The sequence below is a fragment of the Gordonia sp. (in: high G+C Gram-positive bacteria) genome (assembly GCF_020438995.1).
In the GTDB taxonomy this organism is placed as follows: domain Bacteria; phylum Actinomycetota; class Actinomycetes; order Mycobacteriales; family Mycobacteriaceae; genus Gordonia.
In genome coordinates, this window is the sequence record NZ_JAGQTN010000024.1 from 1 (window position 1) to 14,983 (window position 14,983).

At 66.4% G+C, this 14,983-nt stretch carries 13 protein-coding genes; 11 read left to right on the plus strand and 2 right to left on the minus strand.

Annotated elements, in window-relative coordinates:
- Positions 1-56 precede the first annotated feature (56 nt).
- The 11 genes from KDB67_RS01825 to KDB67_RS01875 all read left to right on the plus strand — a co-directional run bounded on the left by KDB67_RS01825 (position 57) and on the right by KDB67_RS01875 (position 13,112).
- Positions 57-617, plus strand: a complete 561-nt coding sequence (locus KDB67_RS01825; protein ID WP_291011657.1) for a hypothetical protein — start codon at positions 57-59, stop codon at positions 615-617.
- 213 nt (positions 618-830) lie between these two features.
- Entirely contained in the window at positions 831-1,646 is an 816-nt protein-coding gene (locus KDB67_RS01830) for a TIGR03084 family metal-binding protein (protein WP_291011659.1), read from the plus strand.
- A complete protein-coding gene (locus KDB67_RS01835) occupies positions 1,643-3,334 on the plus strand; it encodes an acyclic terpene utilization AtuA family protein (RefSeq protein WP_291011663.1) in 1,692 nt (563 codons plus the stop codon). The genes KDB67_RS01830 and KDB67_RS01835 overlap by 4 nt, the downstream gene beginning before the upstream one ends.
- 343 nt (positions 3,335-3,677) lie before the next feature.
- Positions 3,678-4,868: an acyl-CoA dehydrogenase family protein gene (locus KDB67_RS01840; RefSeq protein WP_291011666.1), complete on the plus strand. Its 1,191-nt coding sequence runs from the start codon at positions 3,678-3,680 to the stop codon at positions 4,866-4,868.
- A complete protein-coding gene (locus KDB67_RS01845) occupies positions 4,865-6,463 on the plus strand; it encodes an acyl-CoA carboxylase subunit beta (RefSeq protein ID WP_291011669.1) in 1,599 nt (532 codons plus the stop codon). Before KDB67_RS01840 ends, KDB67_RS01845 begins: the two co-directional genes overlap by 4 nt.
- Before the next feature lie 11 nt (positions 6,464-6,474).
- Positions 6,475-8,469 carry a biotin carboxylase N-terminal domain-containing protein gene (locus KDB67_RS01850; protein WP_291011673.1) on the plus strand — a complete coding sequence of 665 codons (1,995 nt, stop codon included), beginning with the start codon at positions 6,475-6,477 and terminating at the stop codon, positions 8,467-8,469.
- Positions 8,466-9,626: an acyl-CoA dehydrogenase gene (locus tag KDB67_RS01855; protein ID WP_291011677.1), complete on the plus strand. Its 1,161-nt coding sequence runs from the start codon at positions 8,466-8,468 to the stop codon at positions 9,624-9,626. The genes KDB67_RS01850 and KDB67_RS01855 overlap by 4 nt, the downstream gene beginning before the upstream one ends.
- Positions 9,627-10,102: 476 nt before the next feature.
- A complete protein-coding gene (locus KDB67_RS01860; protein ID WP_291011680.1) occupies positions 10,103-10,891 on the plus strand; it encodes an enoyl-CoA hydratase family protein in 789 nt (262 codons plus the stop codon).
- Positions 10,888-11,475, plus strand: a complete 588-nt coding sequence (locus KDB67_RS01865) for a TetR/AcrR family transcriptional regulator (RefSeq protein WP_291011683.1) — start codon at positions 10,888-10,890, stop codon at positions 11,473-11,475. The genes KDB67_RS01860 and KDB67_RS01865 overlap by 4 nt, the downstream gene beginning before the upstream one ends.
- Before the next feature lie 48 nt (positions 11,476-11,523).
- Positions 11,524-11,814, plus strand: coding sequence for a helix-turn-helix transcriptional regulator (locus tag KDB67_RS01870; RefSeq protein WP_291011686.1), 291 nt, complete (start codon positions 11,524-11,526; stop codon positions 11,812-11,814).
- Entirely contained in the window at positions 11,811-13,112 is a 1,302-nt protein-coding gene (locus tag KDB67_RS01875; protein ID WP_291011689.1) for a type II toxin-antitoxin system HipA family toxin, read from the plus strand. The genes KDB67_RS01870 and KDB67_RS01875 overlap by 4 nt, the downstream gene beginning before the upstream one ends.
- On the opposite strand, the gene KDB67_RS01880 is transcribed toward KDB67_RS01875, so the two are convergent.
- Together KDB67_RS01880 and KDB67_RS01885 are read right to left on the minus strand one after the other, a co-directional pair.
- Positions 13,109-13,879, minus strand: coding sequence for a hypothetical protein (locus KDB67_RS01880; RefSeq protein WP_291011692.1), 771 nt, complete (start codon positions 13,877-13,879; stop codon positions 13,109-13,111). The two genes, KDB67_RS01875 and KDB67_RS01880, sit on opposite strands and share 4 nt — an antisense overlap.
- Positions 13,880-14,752, minus strand: a complete 873-nt coding sequence (locus KDB67_RS01885) for an exodeoxyribonuclease III (protein ID WP_291011695.1) — start codon at positions 14,750-14,752, stop codon at positions 13,880-13,882. It lies immediately after the preceding gene.
- Positions 14,753-14,983: the final 231 nt, after the last annotated feature.

The window sequence follows — 14,983 nt, forward strand, 5'->3', positions numbered from 1 at the left end:
ACTTGGACCGGTGCCGGTCCATCCGGCCCCGCAATGGGGGAGACAAAGGAGTTGCAATGAATCTACGTAGCCGACGGATCGCGGGGGTGCTGGCCGGCCTCGTCGCATCGGTGCTGGTCGGAACGGGGACCGCCAGCGCATGGGATGCCTACCCGGGCAGCACCGGGTCGGGATCGGTGTCCGGCGGCAAGGTCAACATCACGCTGACCAACCGGATCAATCAGCCGATCAGCTGCGAATACAACCTGTGGCCGCTGGGTGAGTACGCGACGGTGGCCCAGGTTTCGGGCGGTTACGGAGCAGCACGCGCGGCGTTCAAGGCCGGCGACTACGGAAGCGGCAACCGCGTCCAGTGGGAGACCAGAGCCAAGGAGAGTTCGCTCGGCTGGCCCATCGCGCGAGGTACACACGTGGTGGTCGCGCCCGGTGCCACCCGGACCGTGACATGGCGGCCTCGCAAAGTGGGCAGCTATTCGGTGCTGGTCCTGTGCAACACGGGATTCGGCGGCTCACGGAACCTGCACCGGAACTTCGACTCGAACGCATTCGCGATCGCGCCGCCCCGGCCGGGGCGGCACGCCGAGATCGGCATTCTGGGGATGAACTTCGGCAGCTGAACTGATCCGCGGCCGGGCCCGGTGGGGGAGATCGACATACCCGCCACCGGGCCCGGTCGTATCCGGGGGTGGTAGGTCGGGAGCCTCAGGTCGCCGGACCCTTCGAGACGCTCGCTCCTACGTCGCGTCGCCCTCAGGGATCAAGTAACCACGCCACTCTAGAAACAAGCGTGCGTGCTTGCTTTTTTCTGGGCGGTGTGTGATGGTCGTTACATGGGGCTGATCGATGAACTGCTCGCGGACCTGGCTGCCGAATCGGCGAGCCTGGACGAGCTTGTCGCGGAGCTGCCGGCGGAGCGGTGGGCGACGTCCACACCGGCGCAGGGGTGGACCATCGCTCACCAGATCGGGCATCTGTGCTGGACCGACAACGTCGCCACCATCGCCGCCACCGACACCGAGGCGTTCGCCGAGGGTCTGAAGGCGGCGTGGGCCGACCCGCTCGGCTTTGTCGACTCCGAGGCCGAGAAGATGGCGCAACTGGCGCCCGCCGACATCCTGGCGCAGTGGCGGGACTGGCGGGTGAGGCTTACCGATGCGCTGTCCGCGGTGCCCAAAGGGACACTCATCCCGTGGTTCGGCCCGCCGATGTCGGCCACGTCCATGGCCACCGCCCGCCTCATGGAGACCTGGGCACATGGTCTCGATGTCGCCGAAGCGCTTGGGGTGCAACGGGAACCGACCGACCGGCTCAAGTCCATCGCGCACCTTGGGGTGCGCACCCGGAACTTCGCGTACATGGTCAACCAACTCGAACCGCCGTCGGGCGAGTTCCGGCTCGAACTCACCGCACCGTCGGGGCAGCTGTGGATCTGGGGGCCAGACGATGCGCCGAACACGTTGCGCGGCAGTGCGATCGACTTCTGCATGCTCATCACCCAGCGCCGGGCGCCCGAAGATCTCGCGCTCGAGGTCTCCGGTGCCGACGCTCGCACCTGGGTGTCGATCGCGCAGTGTTTCGCCGGCCCGCCCGGGGGTAAGCGTCCCCCACAACAGAATTCGGTGAATGACGAAAAGGTGCAGCGGTGATCAGAGTCGGCAACGCGTCGGGCTTTTACGGTGACAGGATCTCGGCCGTCCGGGAGATGCTCGAAGGTGGTGAACTCGACTATCTCACCGGCGACTATCTCGCCGAACTCACCATGCTCATCCTCGGCCGCGACAAACTCAAGAACCCCGAACTCGGTTACGCGAAAACGTTTCTGCGGCAGATGGAGGATTCGCTGGGCCTCGCCGTCGACCGCGGGGTGAAGATCGTGGTCAACGCCGGCGGGCTCAATCCGCACGGGCTGGCCGTCGCGTTGCGTGAACTCGCCGAGAAGGTGGGTGTCGATGCGTCGGTGGCGTTCGTGTCCGGCGACGACTTGCTGCCCCGCGCTGCGGAACTCGGGCTGGGAAACCCCCTCACCGCCAATGCCTATCTGGGTGCGTTCGGCATCAAGTCGGCGCTGGATTCGGGTGCCGATGTGGTGGTCACCGGTCGGGTCACCGACGCCTCGCTGGCCATCGGCGCCGCCGCGAGTGCCCACGGCTGGGGTTACGACGACCTCGACGCCCTCGCCGGGGCGACCGTCGCCGGGCACATCATCGAATGCGGTACCCAGGCCAGCGGCGGCAATTACGCCTTCTTCACCGAGGTCCCGAAGATGACCCGCATCGGCTTCCCGATCGCCGAGATCGCCGCCGACGGATCGTCGGTGATAACCAAACACGACGGCACCGACGGCGCGGTGACCGTGGGAACGGTGACCGCGCAACTGCTGTACGAGATCGGCGGGCCGCGGTATCTCGGGCCCGATGTCACCACCCGCCTGGACACGATCGAGCTGAGCCAGGTGGGCGCCGATCGGGTGTCGGTGAGCGGGATTCGGGGTGAGGCACCGCCGGAGACGGTGAAGGTGTCGCTCAATTTCCTTGCCGGACTGCGCAATGAGATCAATGTCGTGCTCACCGGCCTCGACGTCGACGCCAAGGCGGCACTGTTCACCGAACAGTTCGAAGCGGCGCTGCCCAAGCGTCCGGCGTCGATGCAGTGGTCGCTGTCGCGGCTCGATCAGCCCGACGCACCCACCGAGGAACAGGCCAGTGCTCTGCTGCGCTGCGTCGTGCGGGACACCGATCCGGCGCTTGTCGGGCGGTCGTTCACGTCCACCGCCGTCGAGCTCGCCCTGGCTTCCTTTCCGGGTTTCACGATGACCGCGCCGCCTGGAAATGGTTCTCCCTACGGGGTTTTCGAACCTGGATACGTCGACGCCGCGGAGGTGGAGCATCGGGTCGCTTTCGCGTCGGGGGTGGTCGAACTCATCGAGCCGAGTCCGCTGCGGGGTCGGCCGGCTGCCGATGAGCCGGTCGACTATGTTGCCGCCGTGTCTGATTGGGGTCCGACGCGGCGGGTTCCGCTCGGCATCGTCGCCGGTGCCCGGTCGGGTGACAAAGGTGGTAGCGCGAATATCGGTGTGTGGGTACGGGACCGGGAACAGTTCGACTGGCTGCACTCCACCCTCGATGTGGAGTTGCTGCGCACGTTGCTGCCGGAGACCGCCGAGCTGACCGTGCATCGGTATTCGTTGCCCAACCTGCTCGCGGTGAACTTCGTGATCGAAGGCATCCTCGGTCGTGGTGTTGCCGACAACGTCCGTTTCGACCCGCAGGCCAAGGGGCTCGGGGAGTGGTTGCGGTCGCGGCATGTCGATGTGCCCGAACGGTTCTTGGGGTAGCGGTGGGAGCCTCATCTCACCGGACCCTTCGAGACCCTCGCTCCTTCGTCGCAACGGCCTCAGGGATCAAGAAGTGTCCCCGGGTTGGGGATTGTGTGGTGGTTTTGGGGTTCAAGATGTGTCCCCCGGGTCGGGGGTTGTGTGGTGGTTTTGGGGTTTTGGATGTGTGTGCCGGTCGGAGGTTGCGACCCATCATCTTGTCGCTTGAGGCTGATGGGTGGGAGGAAGTGGTCCATCATCTTGATCCCTGAGGCCGATGCGAGGAACGAGCGAGGGTCTCGAAGGGTCCGGTGACATTGCATGCATTGCGTCACCACGACAAACGTCAGACAGGAGGAATGCGGTGCCGATAGGTAGTGCGGTGTGGGACACGCCGGAGCGGCTGGCGCTGCGGGAGACCGTGCGTGATTTCGTGGGTAAACATGTTCTGCCGCATCAGGATCAGTGGGAACGCGACGGTGAACTGCCGCGGTCGCTGCACCGGGCGACGGCCGAACTGGGGTTGCTGGGGATCGGTGTTCCCGAGGAGGTCGGCGGGTCGGGTGGTGATCTGATCGACGTGACCGTCGTCGGCGAAGAACTGCACTACGCGGGGGCCGCCGGCGGTGTGTACGCGTCGCTGTTCACGCACGGGATCGCGTTGCCGCACATGATCGTCGCCGGTGACCCGGCACAGATCGACCGATGGGCCCGGCCCACCCTGGCCGGGCAGATGATCGGCTCTCTGGCGATCACCGAACCCGGCGGCGGCAGCGATGTCGGGCATCTGCGCACCAGCGCGGTCCGCGACGGCGACCACTACATCGTCAACGGTTCCAAGACCTACATCACCTCCGGTGTGCGGGCCGATTTCGTCGTGACGGCGGTGCGCACCGGTGGACCGGGTGCGGCCGGGGTGTCGCTGCTCGTCGTCGACACCGACACTCCGGGATTCAGCGTCACCCGCAAGCTCGACAAGATGGGCTGGCGCAGCTCCGATACCGCCGAACTGTCCTACGTCGACGTGCGGGTGCCGGTGGGAAACCTGGTGGGACCGGAGAACTCGGGTTTCGCGCAGATCGCGCAGGCATTCGTCACCGAACGGTCGGCGCTGGCGGTGCAGGCCTACGCCAGCGCCCAACGCTGCCTCGACCTGACGCTGCAATGGGCCCGCGACCGGGAAACCTTCGGTAAACCACTGATCGCGCGGCAGTCCGTGCAGAACACCCTGGCAGACATGGCCCGCCGCGTCGACGTCGCCCGCACCTACGTCCGCGCCGTCGTCGAACGAAAGGTGGCCGTCGAGTCGGGTAAGGCCGACGGACACCACGCCTCCGACGATCTGCTCGCCGAGGTGTGCTTCGCCAAGAACACCGCCGTCGAAGCCGGTGAGTGGGTGGCGAACCAGGCCGTGCAGCTCTTCGGCGGGCTCGGCTACATGACCGGCACCGAAGTCGAACGCCAGTACCGCGACATGCGCATCATCGGCATCGGCGGCGGCACCACCGAAATCCTCACCGCCCTGGCGGCAAAACGATTGGGGTATCAGCGATGACAGCACTGCGATCGACGCTCGACATCACCGGCGACGACTTCACCCGCGCCAGTGCCGCGATGACCGAGAAACTCGGCGAACTGTCGGCCGAATTCGACAAGGTACTCGCCGGCGGCGGTGAGAAATACGTGGAACGGCACCGCAAACGCGGCAAAATGCTGGCCCGCGAACGGATCGAAATGCTCATCGACCCCGACACCGCGTTCCTGGAACTGTGCCCCCTGGCCGCACACGGCTCGCAGTTCCCGGTCGGTGCGTCGGTGGTGATGGGTATCGGCGTCGTCGAGGGCGTCGAATGCCTGATCGTCGCCAACGACCCTACCGTCAAGGGCGGCACCTCCAACCCGTGGACACTCCGGAAGATACTGCGCGGCAATGACATCGCGTTGGAGAACCGGCTGCCGGTGGTGTCGCTGGTGGAATCGGGCGGCGCCGACCTGCCCACGCAGAAAGAGGTGTTCATCCCCGGTGGGCGGATGTTCCGTGACCTGACCCGGCTGTCGGCGGCGGGCATCCCGACCGTCGCCCTCGTGTTCGGTAACTCCACCGCCGGCGGTGCGTACGTACCGGGCCTGAGCGATCACGTCGTGATGATCGAGAAGCAGTCGAAGGTCTTTCTCGGCGGTCCGCCGCTGGTGAAGATGGCCACCGGTGAGGAAAGCGACGATGAATCGCTCGGCGGCGCGCAGATGCACGCCCGCACCTCCGGTCTGGCCGACTACTACGCCGCCGACGAACAGGACTGCATCCGCATCGGCCGGCGCATCGTCGCCCGCCTCAACTGGCGTAAGAAGGGGCCGGGACCGGTCGCACCGATCCTCGAACCCCGTTACAACGCAGAGGAACTCACCGGCATCGTGCCGCCGGACCTGAAGATCCCGTTCAACCCGCGGGAGGTGATCGCCCGCATCGTCGACGACAGCGACTTCGACGAGTTCAAGGCTGAATACGGGTCGTCGCTGTGTACCGGCTGGGCCCGCATCCACGGCTATCCCGTCGGCATCCTGGCGAACGCGCAGGGTGTGCTGTTCAGCGCCGAATCACAGAAGGCCACCCAGTTCATTCAGCTCGCCAACCGCAGCGACACCCCACTGTTGTTCCTGCACAACACCACCGGCTACATGGTGGGCAAGGAGTACGAACAGGGCGGCATCATCAAACACGGTTCGGCGATGATCAACGCGGTATCCAACTCCACGGTGCCGCACATCTCGGTCCTGATGGGCGCCAGCTACGGCGCCGGACATTACGGAATGTGCGGGCGGGCCTACGATCCGCGGTTCCTGTTCGCCTGGCCCAGCGCCAAATCGGCCGTCATGGGCGCCGCGCAACTGGCGGGCGTGATCTCCATCGTGTCCCGCGCGGCCACCGAGGCACGCGGCGGCGTGGTCGACGAACAGGCCGACGCCGGACTGCGCGCCATGATCGAGGCGCAGATCGAACTCGAATCGGTACCCGCATTCCTGTCGGGAATGCTGTACGACGACGGCGTGATCGATCCACGCGACACCAGAACGGTGCTCGGCCTGTGTCTGTCGGCGATCGACACGGCAGAGATCAAGGGCACCAGCAACTTCGGCGTCTTCCGGATGTGAGGGACCAATTCATGGGAATTACTTCAGTATTGGTTGCCAACCGCGGCGAGATCGCCTGCCGTGTCTTTGCCACCTGCAAACGCATGGGACTGTCGACGGTCGCCGTGTTCTCCGATCCCGACGCCGGTATGCCGCATGTGCGTGCCGCAGACGTCGCGGTGCGGCTGCCGGGAGAAACCTCGGCCGAGACTTACCTACGAGGGGACGCGATCATCGCCGCGGCCCGCTCCGCAGGTGCCGACGCCATCCATCCCGGATACGGATTCCTATCGGAGAACGCAGGATTCGCGCAAGCCGTGCTCGACGCCGGACTGGTGTGGATCGGTCCGCCGCCCGCCGCGATCGAGGCAATGGGCGACAAGGTCAACGCGAAAGAACTGATGGACCGGGCAGGGGTGCCGGTGCTCGGCTCCATCGACCCGGCGTCGGCCACCGAAGCCGACCTGCCGCTGCTGATCAAAGCGTCGGCCGGTGGTGGTGGCCGGGGTATGCGGATCGTGCGTGAGCTGGCCGAACTCGAATCGCAGGTGGCCGCCGCCGCCCGCGAGGCGCAGTCGGCGTTCGGAGATCCGACGGTGTTCTGCGAACCGTACATCGAACGCGGACACCACATCGAGGTGCAGATCCTCGCCGACGCCCACGGCGGGGTGTGGGCGGTCGGTGAACGCGAATGCTCCATCCAGCGGCGGCATCAGAAGGTGGTGGAGGAGGCACCTGCGCCGCTCGTCGAGCGGGTCGGCGGGGACCTGCGTGAGCGACTGTTCACCGCCGCACGCGATGCGGCAAAGGCCATCGACTATGTGGGTGCCGGAACCGTCGAGTTCCTCGCCGACGAACAGGGCCGGTTCTACTTCCTGGAAACCAATACCCGCTTGCAGGTGGAACATCCGGTCACCGAACTGACCACCGGCACCGACCTCGTGGAGTGGCAGGTGCGAGTGGCCGACGGTGAGGCATTGGATGCTGCCGAACCCGTCAGCTCCGGGCACGCCATCGAAGTGCGGTTGTACGCCGAAGATCCCGCCGCTGACTGGCAGCCGCAGTCCGGTGCGGTGCACTCCGTCGCGATCGCCGCCGACAGCGAGTTCGCCGGACTGGCACGGCCCGGGATCCGGGTGGACGCCGGAATCGAATCGGGATCGGTGATCTCGACCTTCTACGATCCGATGCTGGCGAAGGTGATCTCCTGGGCTCCCGATCGGCGCAGGGCCGCCGCGATGCTTGCGCGGGCGCTGTCGGACGCGACGCTGCACGGGCCGGTCACCAACCGCGACCTGCTGGTGAACATCCTGCGGGACAAGGACTTTCTCGACGGCCACACCGATACTGGATTCCTGGATGCCTCGGCCGACGGCTATGCGGCGCTGGTGGAACCCGCGGCCGGTGAGGAGCAGATGCGCCTTGCCGCTCTGGCTGCGGCGCTGGCTGATGCGGCTGCGAACCGGGCGTCGGCAGGAGTGCAGGCCGGGTTGCCCGGCGGGTGGCGGAATCTGGCTTCCGGTTATCAGACGAAGAAGTATGTGGCCGTGGGTGATACGGACGAGATCGTCCTTCGGTATCGGCTCGGGCGTGGCGGATATGAGCTGCCGGATCATTCCGACGTTCAGGTCGTCGGGGCCGGACCCGATGAGGTGAGGCTCGACGTCGACGGGGTGCGGCGTGCGCTGGCCGTCTCGCGGTATGACGATGTCGTTCATGTCGACGGGCCGGGAACGGCCGTGGCGCTGCGGGTCGTGCCGCGGTTCACTGACCCGTCCGCGGTGCAGAAGCCCGGATCGTTGCTGGCGCCGATGCCTGGATCCGTGATCAGAGTCGCTGTGGCACAAGGGGACACGGTCGCCGCCGGTCAACCACTGATCTGGCTGGAGGCGATGAAGATGGAACACACCATCACCGCACCCGCCGACGGCATCGTCGAAACACTGGCAGTGGTTCAGGGACAACAACTTTCCGTCGGCGACGTGCTCGCCGTCATCACCGAAGCAACCGAAGGGGAACCCACGTGAGCGCATTCACCGAAACCGACGAGCACCGCGAACTGCGTGCCGCCGTCGCCGCACTCGCCACCAAGTACGGGCAGGACTACTTCCGGGCGTGCGCCCGAGAGGGCCGCAAGACCGACGAACTATGGGACGAGGCAGGCAAACTCGGATTCATCGGGGTGAACCTGCCCGAAGAATACGGTGGCGGCGGGGCCGGCATGTACGAACTGTCGATCGTGATGGAGGAGATCGCCGCCGCCGGCACCGGACTGCTGATGTTGGTGGTGTCACCGGCCATCTGCGGCAACATCATCGTCCGCTTCGGCACCGACGAACAGAAGCAGCGCTGGGTGCCGGGACTGGCCGACGGCTCCTACGTGATGGCCTTCGGCATCACCGAGCCTGATGCCGGATCCAACTCGCACCGTATCACCACCACCGCGCACCGCGATGGTTCCGACTGGATCCTGAACGGGCAGAAGGTCTTCATCTCCGGTGTCGACCAGGCTGACTCGGTGCTCATCGTCGCCCGGACCGCCGACGCCAAGACTGGCAAACTCAAGCCGGCGCTGTTCGTGGTGCCCACCGACGCACCCGGATTCACCCGCACCATGATCGAGATGGAACTGGTCAACCCGGAAAAGCAGTTCCAGCTGTTCTTCGACGACGTGCGGCTGCCCGCCGACGCACTCATCGGCGACGAGGACGCCGGGCTCGCGCAACTGTTCGCCGGACTCAACCCCGAACGCATCATGGCCTCGGCGACGGCGGTGGGGCTGGCGCGGTTCGCGCTCGGCAAGGCCGTCGACTACGTCAAAGAACGCACCGTGTGGAAGGCGCCGCTCGCCACCCATCAGGCGATCTCGCATCCGTTGGCGCAGTGCAAGATCGAGATCGAGATGGCCAAGCTGATGATGCAGAAGGCGGCTGTGCTGTACGACGCCGGTGACGACTGGGGAGCCGCCGAAGCGGCCAACATGTCGAAGTACGCGGCCGGGGAGGCGTGTGTGAAAACGGTTGACCAGGCAGTGCATTCGCTCGGCGGCAACGGGCTGACCGTCGAATACGGTCTCGCGTCGGCGATCGGCCTGTCGCGGGTCACCCGCATCGCGCCGGTCAGCCGCGAGATGATCTTGAATTTCGTGGCCCAGGCGAGCCTTGGGTTGCCGAAGTCGTACTGAGGTGGTGGCGTCAGGTGTCGAAAGGTCGCCGGACCCTTCGTGACCCTCGCTCCTTCGTCGCAACGGCCTCAGGGATCAAGATGTTTGGTCGCTTCGGCCTCAGGGATCAAGAAGTTTGGTTGCTTCGGCGTCTGGGGGTGAGTTGTGTGGTTGGTTCGGCGTCTGGGGGTGAGTTGTGTGGTTGGTTCGGTGTCTGGGGTCGAGTTGTGTGGTTGGTTCGGTGTTTGGGGGTGGGATGTGTGGTTGCTTCGCCTCGGGGTCACGACGTTTGGTTGCTGTGGTTTTGATCTTTCGCGAGTGGCTTCTTGATCCCCCTGGTAAACGGGCCGTGGACCAAGGAACTGTGGGAGGTGGTTTTGATCTTTCGCGAGTGGCCTTTTGATCCCTGAGGGCGGCGGCGAGCTTGCGAGACGACGCGTCACGAAGGGTCCGGTGAGACGGGGCTCTCAACCGGTGGAAATGGATAGGAGAAGAAGGTGACTGAGACGCTGGTGCGGCGGGACGTCGACGCGGGAGTGCTGACGCTGACGCTGGATTCGCCGAAGAACCGGAATGCGCTGAGCACGACGCTGGTGGCGCAGCTCAATTCGGGACTCATCGAGGCCGCAGAGAATCCGGACGTCCGGGCGGTGGTGCTCACCCACGCAGGTGGAACATTCTGCGCCGGAGCCGATCTGAGTGCGGCGCTGGCATCGGGCGCCACACCCGAGGAGGCGTCGGCGCAGGGGGCGGGGGCGATGGTGGAGCTGATGCGATCCATTCTTGAACTGCCCAAGCCGGTGATCGCGAGAATCGACGGGCACGTGCGGGCAGGCGGATTCGGGCTCGTCTCCGCGGCGGACATCGCGATCGGCGGTGCGGCATGTACATTCGCGCTCACCGAGTCACGTCTCGGGCTGGCACCGGCCATCATCTCGCTGACCGTGCTACCGCGGCTTTCCTCCCGGTCGGCGTCGCGCTACTTTCTCACCGGGGAAAAGTTCGGGCCGGAGCAGGCCGTCGAGATGGGCCTGCTCACCGCGGCCGCCGACAGCGGGGAAGGTATCGACACAGTGATGAGCGAGGTGTTGGACGGCATCCGCAAGGCATCGCCGCAAGGTCTGGCGGCGTCGAAAGCCCTGACCACCGAAAGCATTCTGGCTGCATTCACTGCCAAGGCGGCGCTCCGTGCCGATGAATCGGCCGCACTGTTCGGCACCGACGAGGCTCGCGAAGGGATGACCGCGTTCCTGTCGCGGCGCAAGCCCGCGTGGGACCTGACGTGATCGAACGCGTTCCGCAACAAGAACGTTCACGTATAACGCGCGAGGGGTTGCTGCGTGCCGCGGTCGACGTTCTCGCCGAACAGGGCTGGGCAGCTGCCACTGTCGCCACCGTCGCCGCCCGCGCCGGGGTGTCCCGCGGCGCCGCCCAGCATCATTTCCCGACCAGGGAGTCGCTGGTCACCGCCACGCTGGAACAGATCTTCGCCGACCTGACAGCGGTCACCGCCCAGGCCACCGACACGAACGGCGACCGCATCGCCGCCGTCGTCGACCGCGCCGTCGGAATCTATACCGGCAAAGAATTCAAAGCCGCCCTGCAGGTGTGGGCGGCTGCAGCCTCCGACCCGGCGCTGCGCGAACTAATCCTGCCGCTCGAAGCGAAGTTCGCCCGCGCGGCACACCGAATGACGGTCCAGGCGCTCGGGCCATCGGACGATGAGACAAACATCCACCGCGTCGCCCAGCTCACTCTCGACCTCGCCCGTGGTCTCGGCCTTGCCGACACCCTCTCCGACGACTCCAAACGCCGCGCCCAGGTCGTCGCCACCTATGTCGAGATGGTGCGAGCGTCGCTGGGTGAGTGACGCTGCACGGATCTGTCGCTATTCAGCGACAAATGGTACTGTCGCTGAATGACGACAGTCGAGGCGTCGCGACCTGATGACCTTGGCCCCGCGCTGCGTGCCGAACGCCTGGAACAGGGGACGAGCCAGTTGGCGCTGGCCGAGATCGCCGGCGTCGGCCGACAATGGCTCAACGCCTTCGAGATGGGCGACAAGCCGTCGGCGCCGCTCGACATGGTGATGCGGGTGGCCGATGCGCTCGGTGTGTCACTGCTGCTCACACGTCCGGTACGTCGTGCACCGGGCAACCTGCCCGAACCCGTTGACCTCAACGTATTGCTCGATCGGTTCCGACAATGACCACCCCTGACCTCAGACGCGTCCTGTACGTGGTGATGAACGGGCAGGTCATCGGTGATGTCCAGCGCACCGGCAAGCAGCAGATGAGATTGCGCTACGACGCGGATACCGCCGGCAGGTTCACCCCGTTGTCGGTGTCGATGCCAGGGCCGGCAGGCCGGTACCGTGAGAACGCGATCGGTCCGTGGCTCGAAGGACTGCTGCCCGACAGGCCGGAGACACTGCGCCAGTGGCGTCGCCAGTTCGGCATCGCCGCTGATACGAGCCCGTTCGCGCTGCTGCGTCACGTCGGCGAGGACGTCGCGGGGGCCGCGCAATTCGTCCGCCCGGAACGGCTCGAGTCCGTTCTGCGGGAGGTCGGCGCGCTGACTGAACTGTCCGCACCTGAGATCGCCGACATGCTCCGGCGCGCGCTGGCGGACCTGCCCACTTCCGCCACCGACAGCGCAACGGGCAAGTTCTCGCTCGCAGGTGCACAAGCCAAGATCGCCCTGCACCGCACCGTAGGCGGATGGAGTGATCCGTCGGGTGCTGTCCCGTCGACACACATCGTCAAACCCGCGATCCCCACGATGCCAGATCAGGACCTCGTCGAGGTGGTCACGATGCGGGCGGCTTCCGCGCTGGGGTTGCGCGTGGCCCTGTGCGGCATCGAGCACTTCGACGACGAACGCGCCATCGTCATCGAACGATACGACCGCGTCGAGCAGCCAGGTACCGGGTGGATGCGGGTTCACCAAGAGGACATGTGTCAGGCGCTGCGTGTTGCTCCGTTCCGCAAGTACGAAAGCCAGGGCGGCCCGGGTGCCATCCAGGTCGCCGACCTCATCCGCCGGGTCAGCGACGACCCCGGCGCCGACAACCGGCGCTTCGCTCAAGCGTTGGTCTTCAACTGGCTGGTGTGCGGCACCGACGCCCATGCCCGGAACTATTCGCTTCTGATCAGCGGCACATCGGTGAGGCTCGCGCCGCTCTACGACCTCAACTCGCACCTCGCGTTCTCGACGGGATCGGGTAACGACCTGTCGATGAGCATCGGCGGGACGTTCCGCGCATCGCGGCTGTCCGTAGCCGACTGGCTGCGCGTCGCGCCGCGACTGCACGTCGACGGTGACTGGCTGGCCGGTGAGATCGCGCGCCAGGCCCGTGAGGTGGTCGCCGCGGTGGCGGCCGCTGCCGAGGCCGGCGACATCGTCCGCTACGAAAGTGCGGCGATGCGCAGGCTGGTCGCCAGCGTCGAACAGTGGGTGCAAACTTTGCTGCCAGTTCCGGAATCCGGAACTGGCAGCAAAGTTTAGAGGTTGCGTCCGAGGGCATTGGTGATGGTGGTGGCGTCGGTGCCTTCGGGGTCCATCTGGCGGCAGGTGGGGGAGCGTTTGCCGGCGTACCAGCGGTCGACGGCGGTGGCCTGTTGTTCGAGGTTGCAATCGGCCCAGACGACCGGGGCCGAACCGATGTCGTAGACGCGTTCGCCCAGTTCGTTGCGGATCTGGACCTCGGCGGCGTGGGAAAGGAACGCGGCCAGCGACTTCGAGTGGGCCATCTGCCAGGCGTGGACGAGTTCGTGGACGAGGATCTGGCCGATCGCCGGGTAGCTGCGGGTGCCGTCGAGTGCGGCGTTGAAACCCCGGTGGCCCAGGTTGAGGTAGGTGCGGCCGTCGGCGCCGGGGAATGCGAATGCCCGGCCGCCCTGGACGGAGATCGTGGTCAGGCGGACGTCGTCGAGCCAGGAGACCTCACCGAACACCTGTACCGCGATGTCGCGTTCGTACTGGTCGAGGGGGCGGGAGCGGACCCGCCACGCGGTGGCCGCGGCTGCGACGGACCCGGCGGCGATCGCCGCGAACAGGCCGATCGGGCCGAGCCAGAACGTCACCGCGAACACATGCGCGCCGATCAGCAGACCGATCGTCGACGGGGGGCCGGGCAGGCGCCGGAAACCGGTGCGGCGGGCGGCCCCGAGGAGCAGCCCGACGGCGCCGCCGTAGACGCGGGCGATCCGCGCCGCGACCGGCTTGACGGCCTTGGCCAGCGCCGGATTCTTTCTTACCAACTTCGCCGGCATTCACTGCTCCTTGGCGTGGGGGAGGGGTACCTTCTTGCCACCTCGCTTGGCCGGGTTCGACGGCGGTGGCACCATCGGGCCCACATCGCCGTCGGGTGCGGTGTCCAGGTCGGCGACGACCGGTGCGTGGTCGCTGGGTTTGGTTCCCTTGCGGGCCAGGCGGTCGACCCAGGCGGCCTTGGTGCGCGCGGCCGGGCAGGCGCCGGCGAGGATCAGGTCGATCCGCATCCCGAGGTCCTTGTGGAACATGCCGGCCCGGTAGTCCCAGTAGCTGAACACTCGGTCGTCGGGCCAGCGGCGGCGCACGACATCGGTCAGGCCGAGCGCTTCGAGCGCGGCCAGCGCATCGCGTTCGGGGGCGGTCACGTGGGTGTGGCCCTCGAACGAGGCCCGGTCGTATACGTCGGCGTCGGTGGGGGCGATGTTGACGTCGCCGCACAGCATCGTCGCCGCCGGGTCGGCGATGGACGCCCCGAGCTTGGCGAGCCAGTCGAGTTTGTAGACGTAGTGCGGGGAGTCCGGTTCGCGGCCGTTGGGCACGTACAGCGAATAGATGCGGACGTCGCCGCACACCGCCGACACCGCGCGCGCCTCCACCCTGCCCTCGTACTCGGGGATATCGGGGAAACCGTGCTGCACATCGTCGAGGCCGACGCGGGACAGCAGTGCGACGCCGTTCCACTGGCCCTGGCCGTTGTGGGCGATCTCGTAGCCGCGTTCGGCCAGGTCGGCGCCGAGGACGTCGTGGAAGGCGTCGTCGGAGAGTTTGGTCTCCTGTAGGCAGACGACGTCCGGTTGTCGTTGGTCGAGCCAGGGCAGGAGACGGGGGATCCGCTGTTTGACGGAGTTCACATTCCAGGTCGCCACACGCATGGGGTCGAGGGTATCGGGACCGGATTGAGTTCATCGTGGGTCTACCTCTTGTTTGACCTGGGTGGGTGCTTTTTGACCTGTGCAAAGCAGATCGGTAGAGTCAATCGGCGGTGCCCGGCACATGCTGGGCCAGTCTGCGTGCCCACCCGCATGCTCGGAGGAGACTCCGCGGAGGCACGCAGCGCTGACAGGCGTGAGTACGAGGGCTGGTGACACGCCCGACCTCGGGGT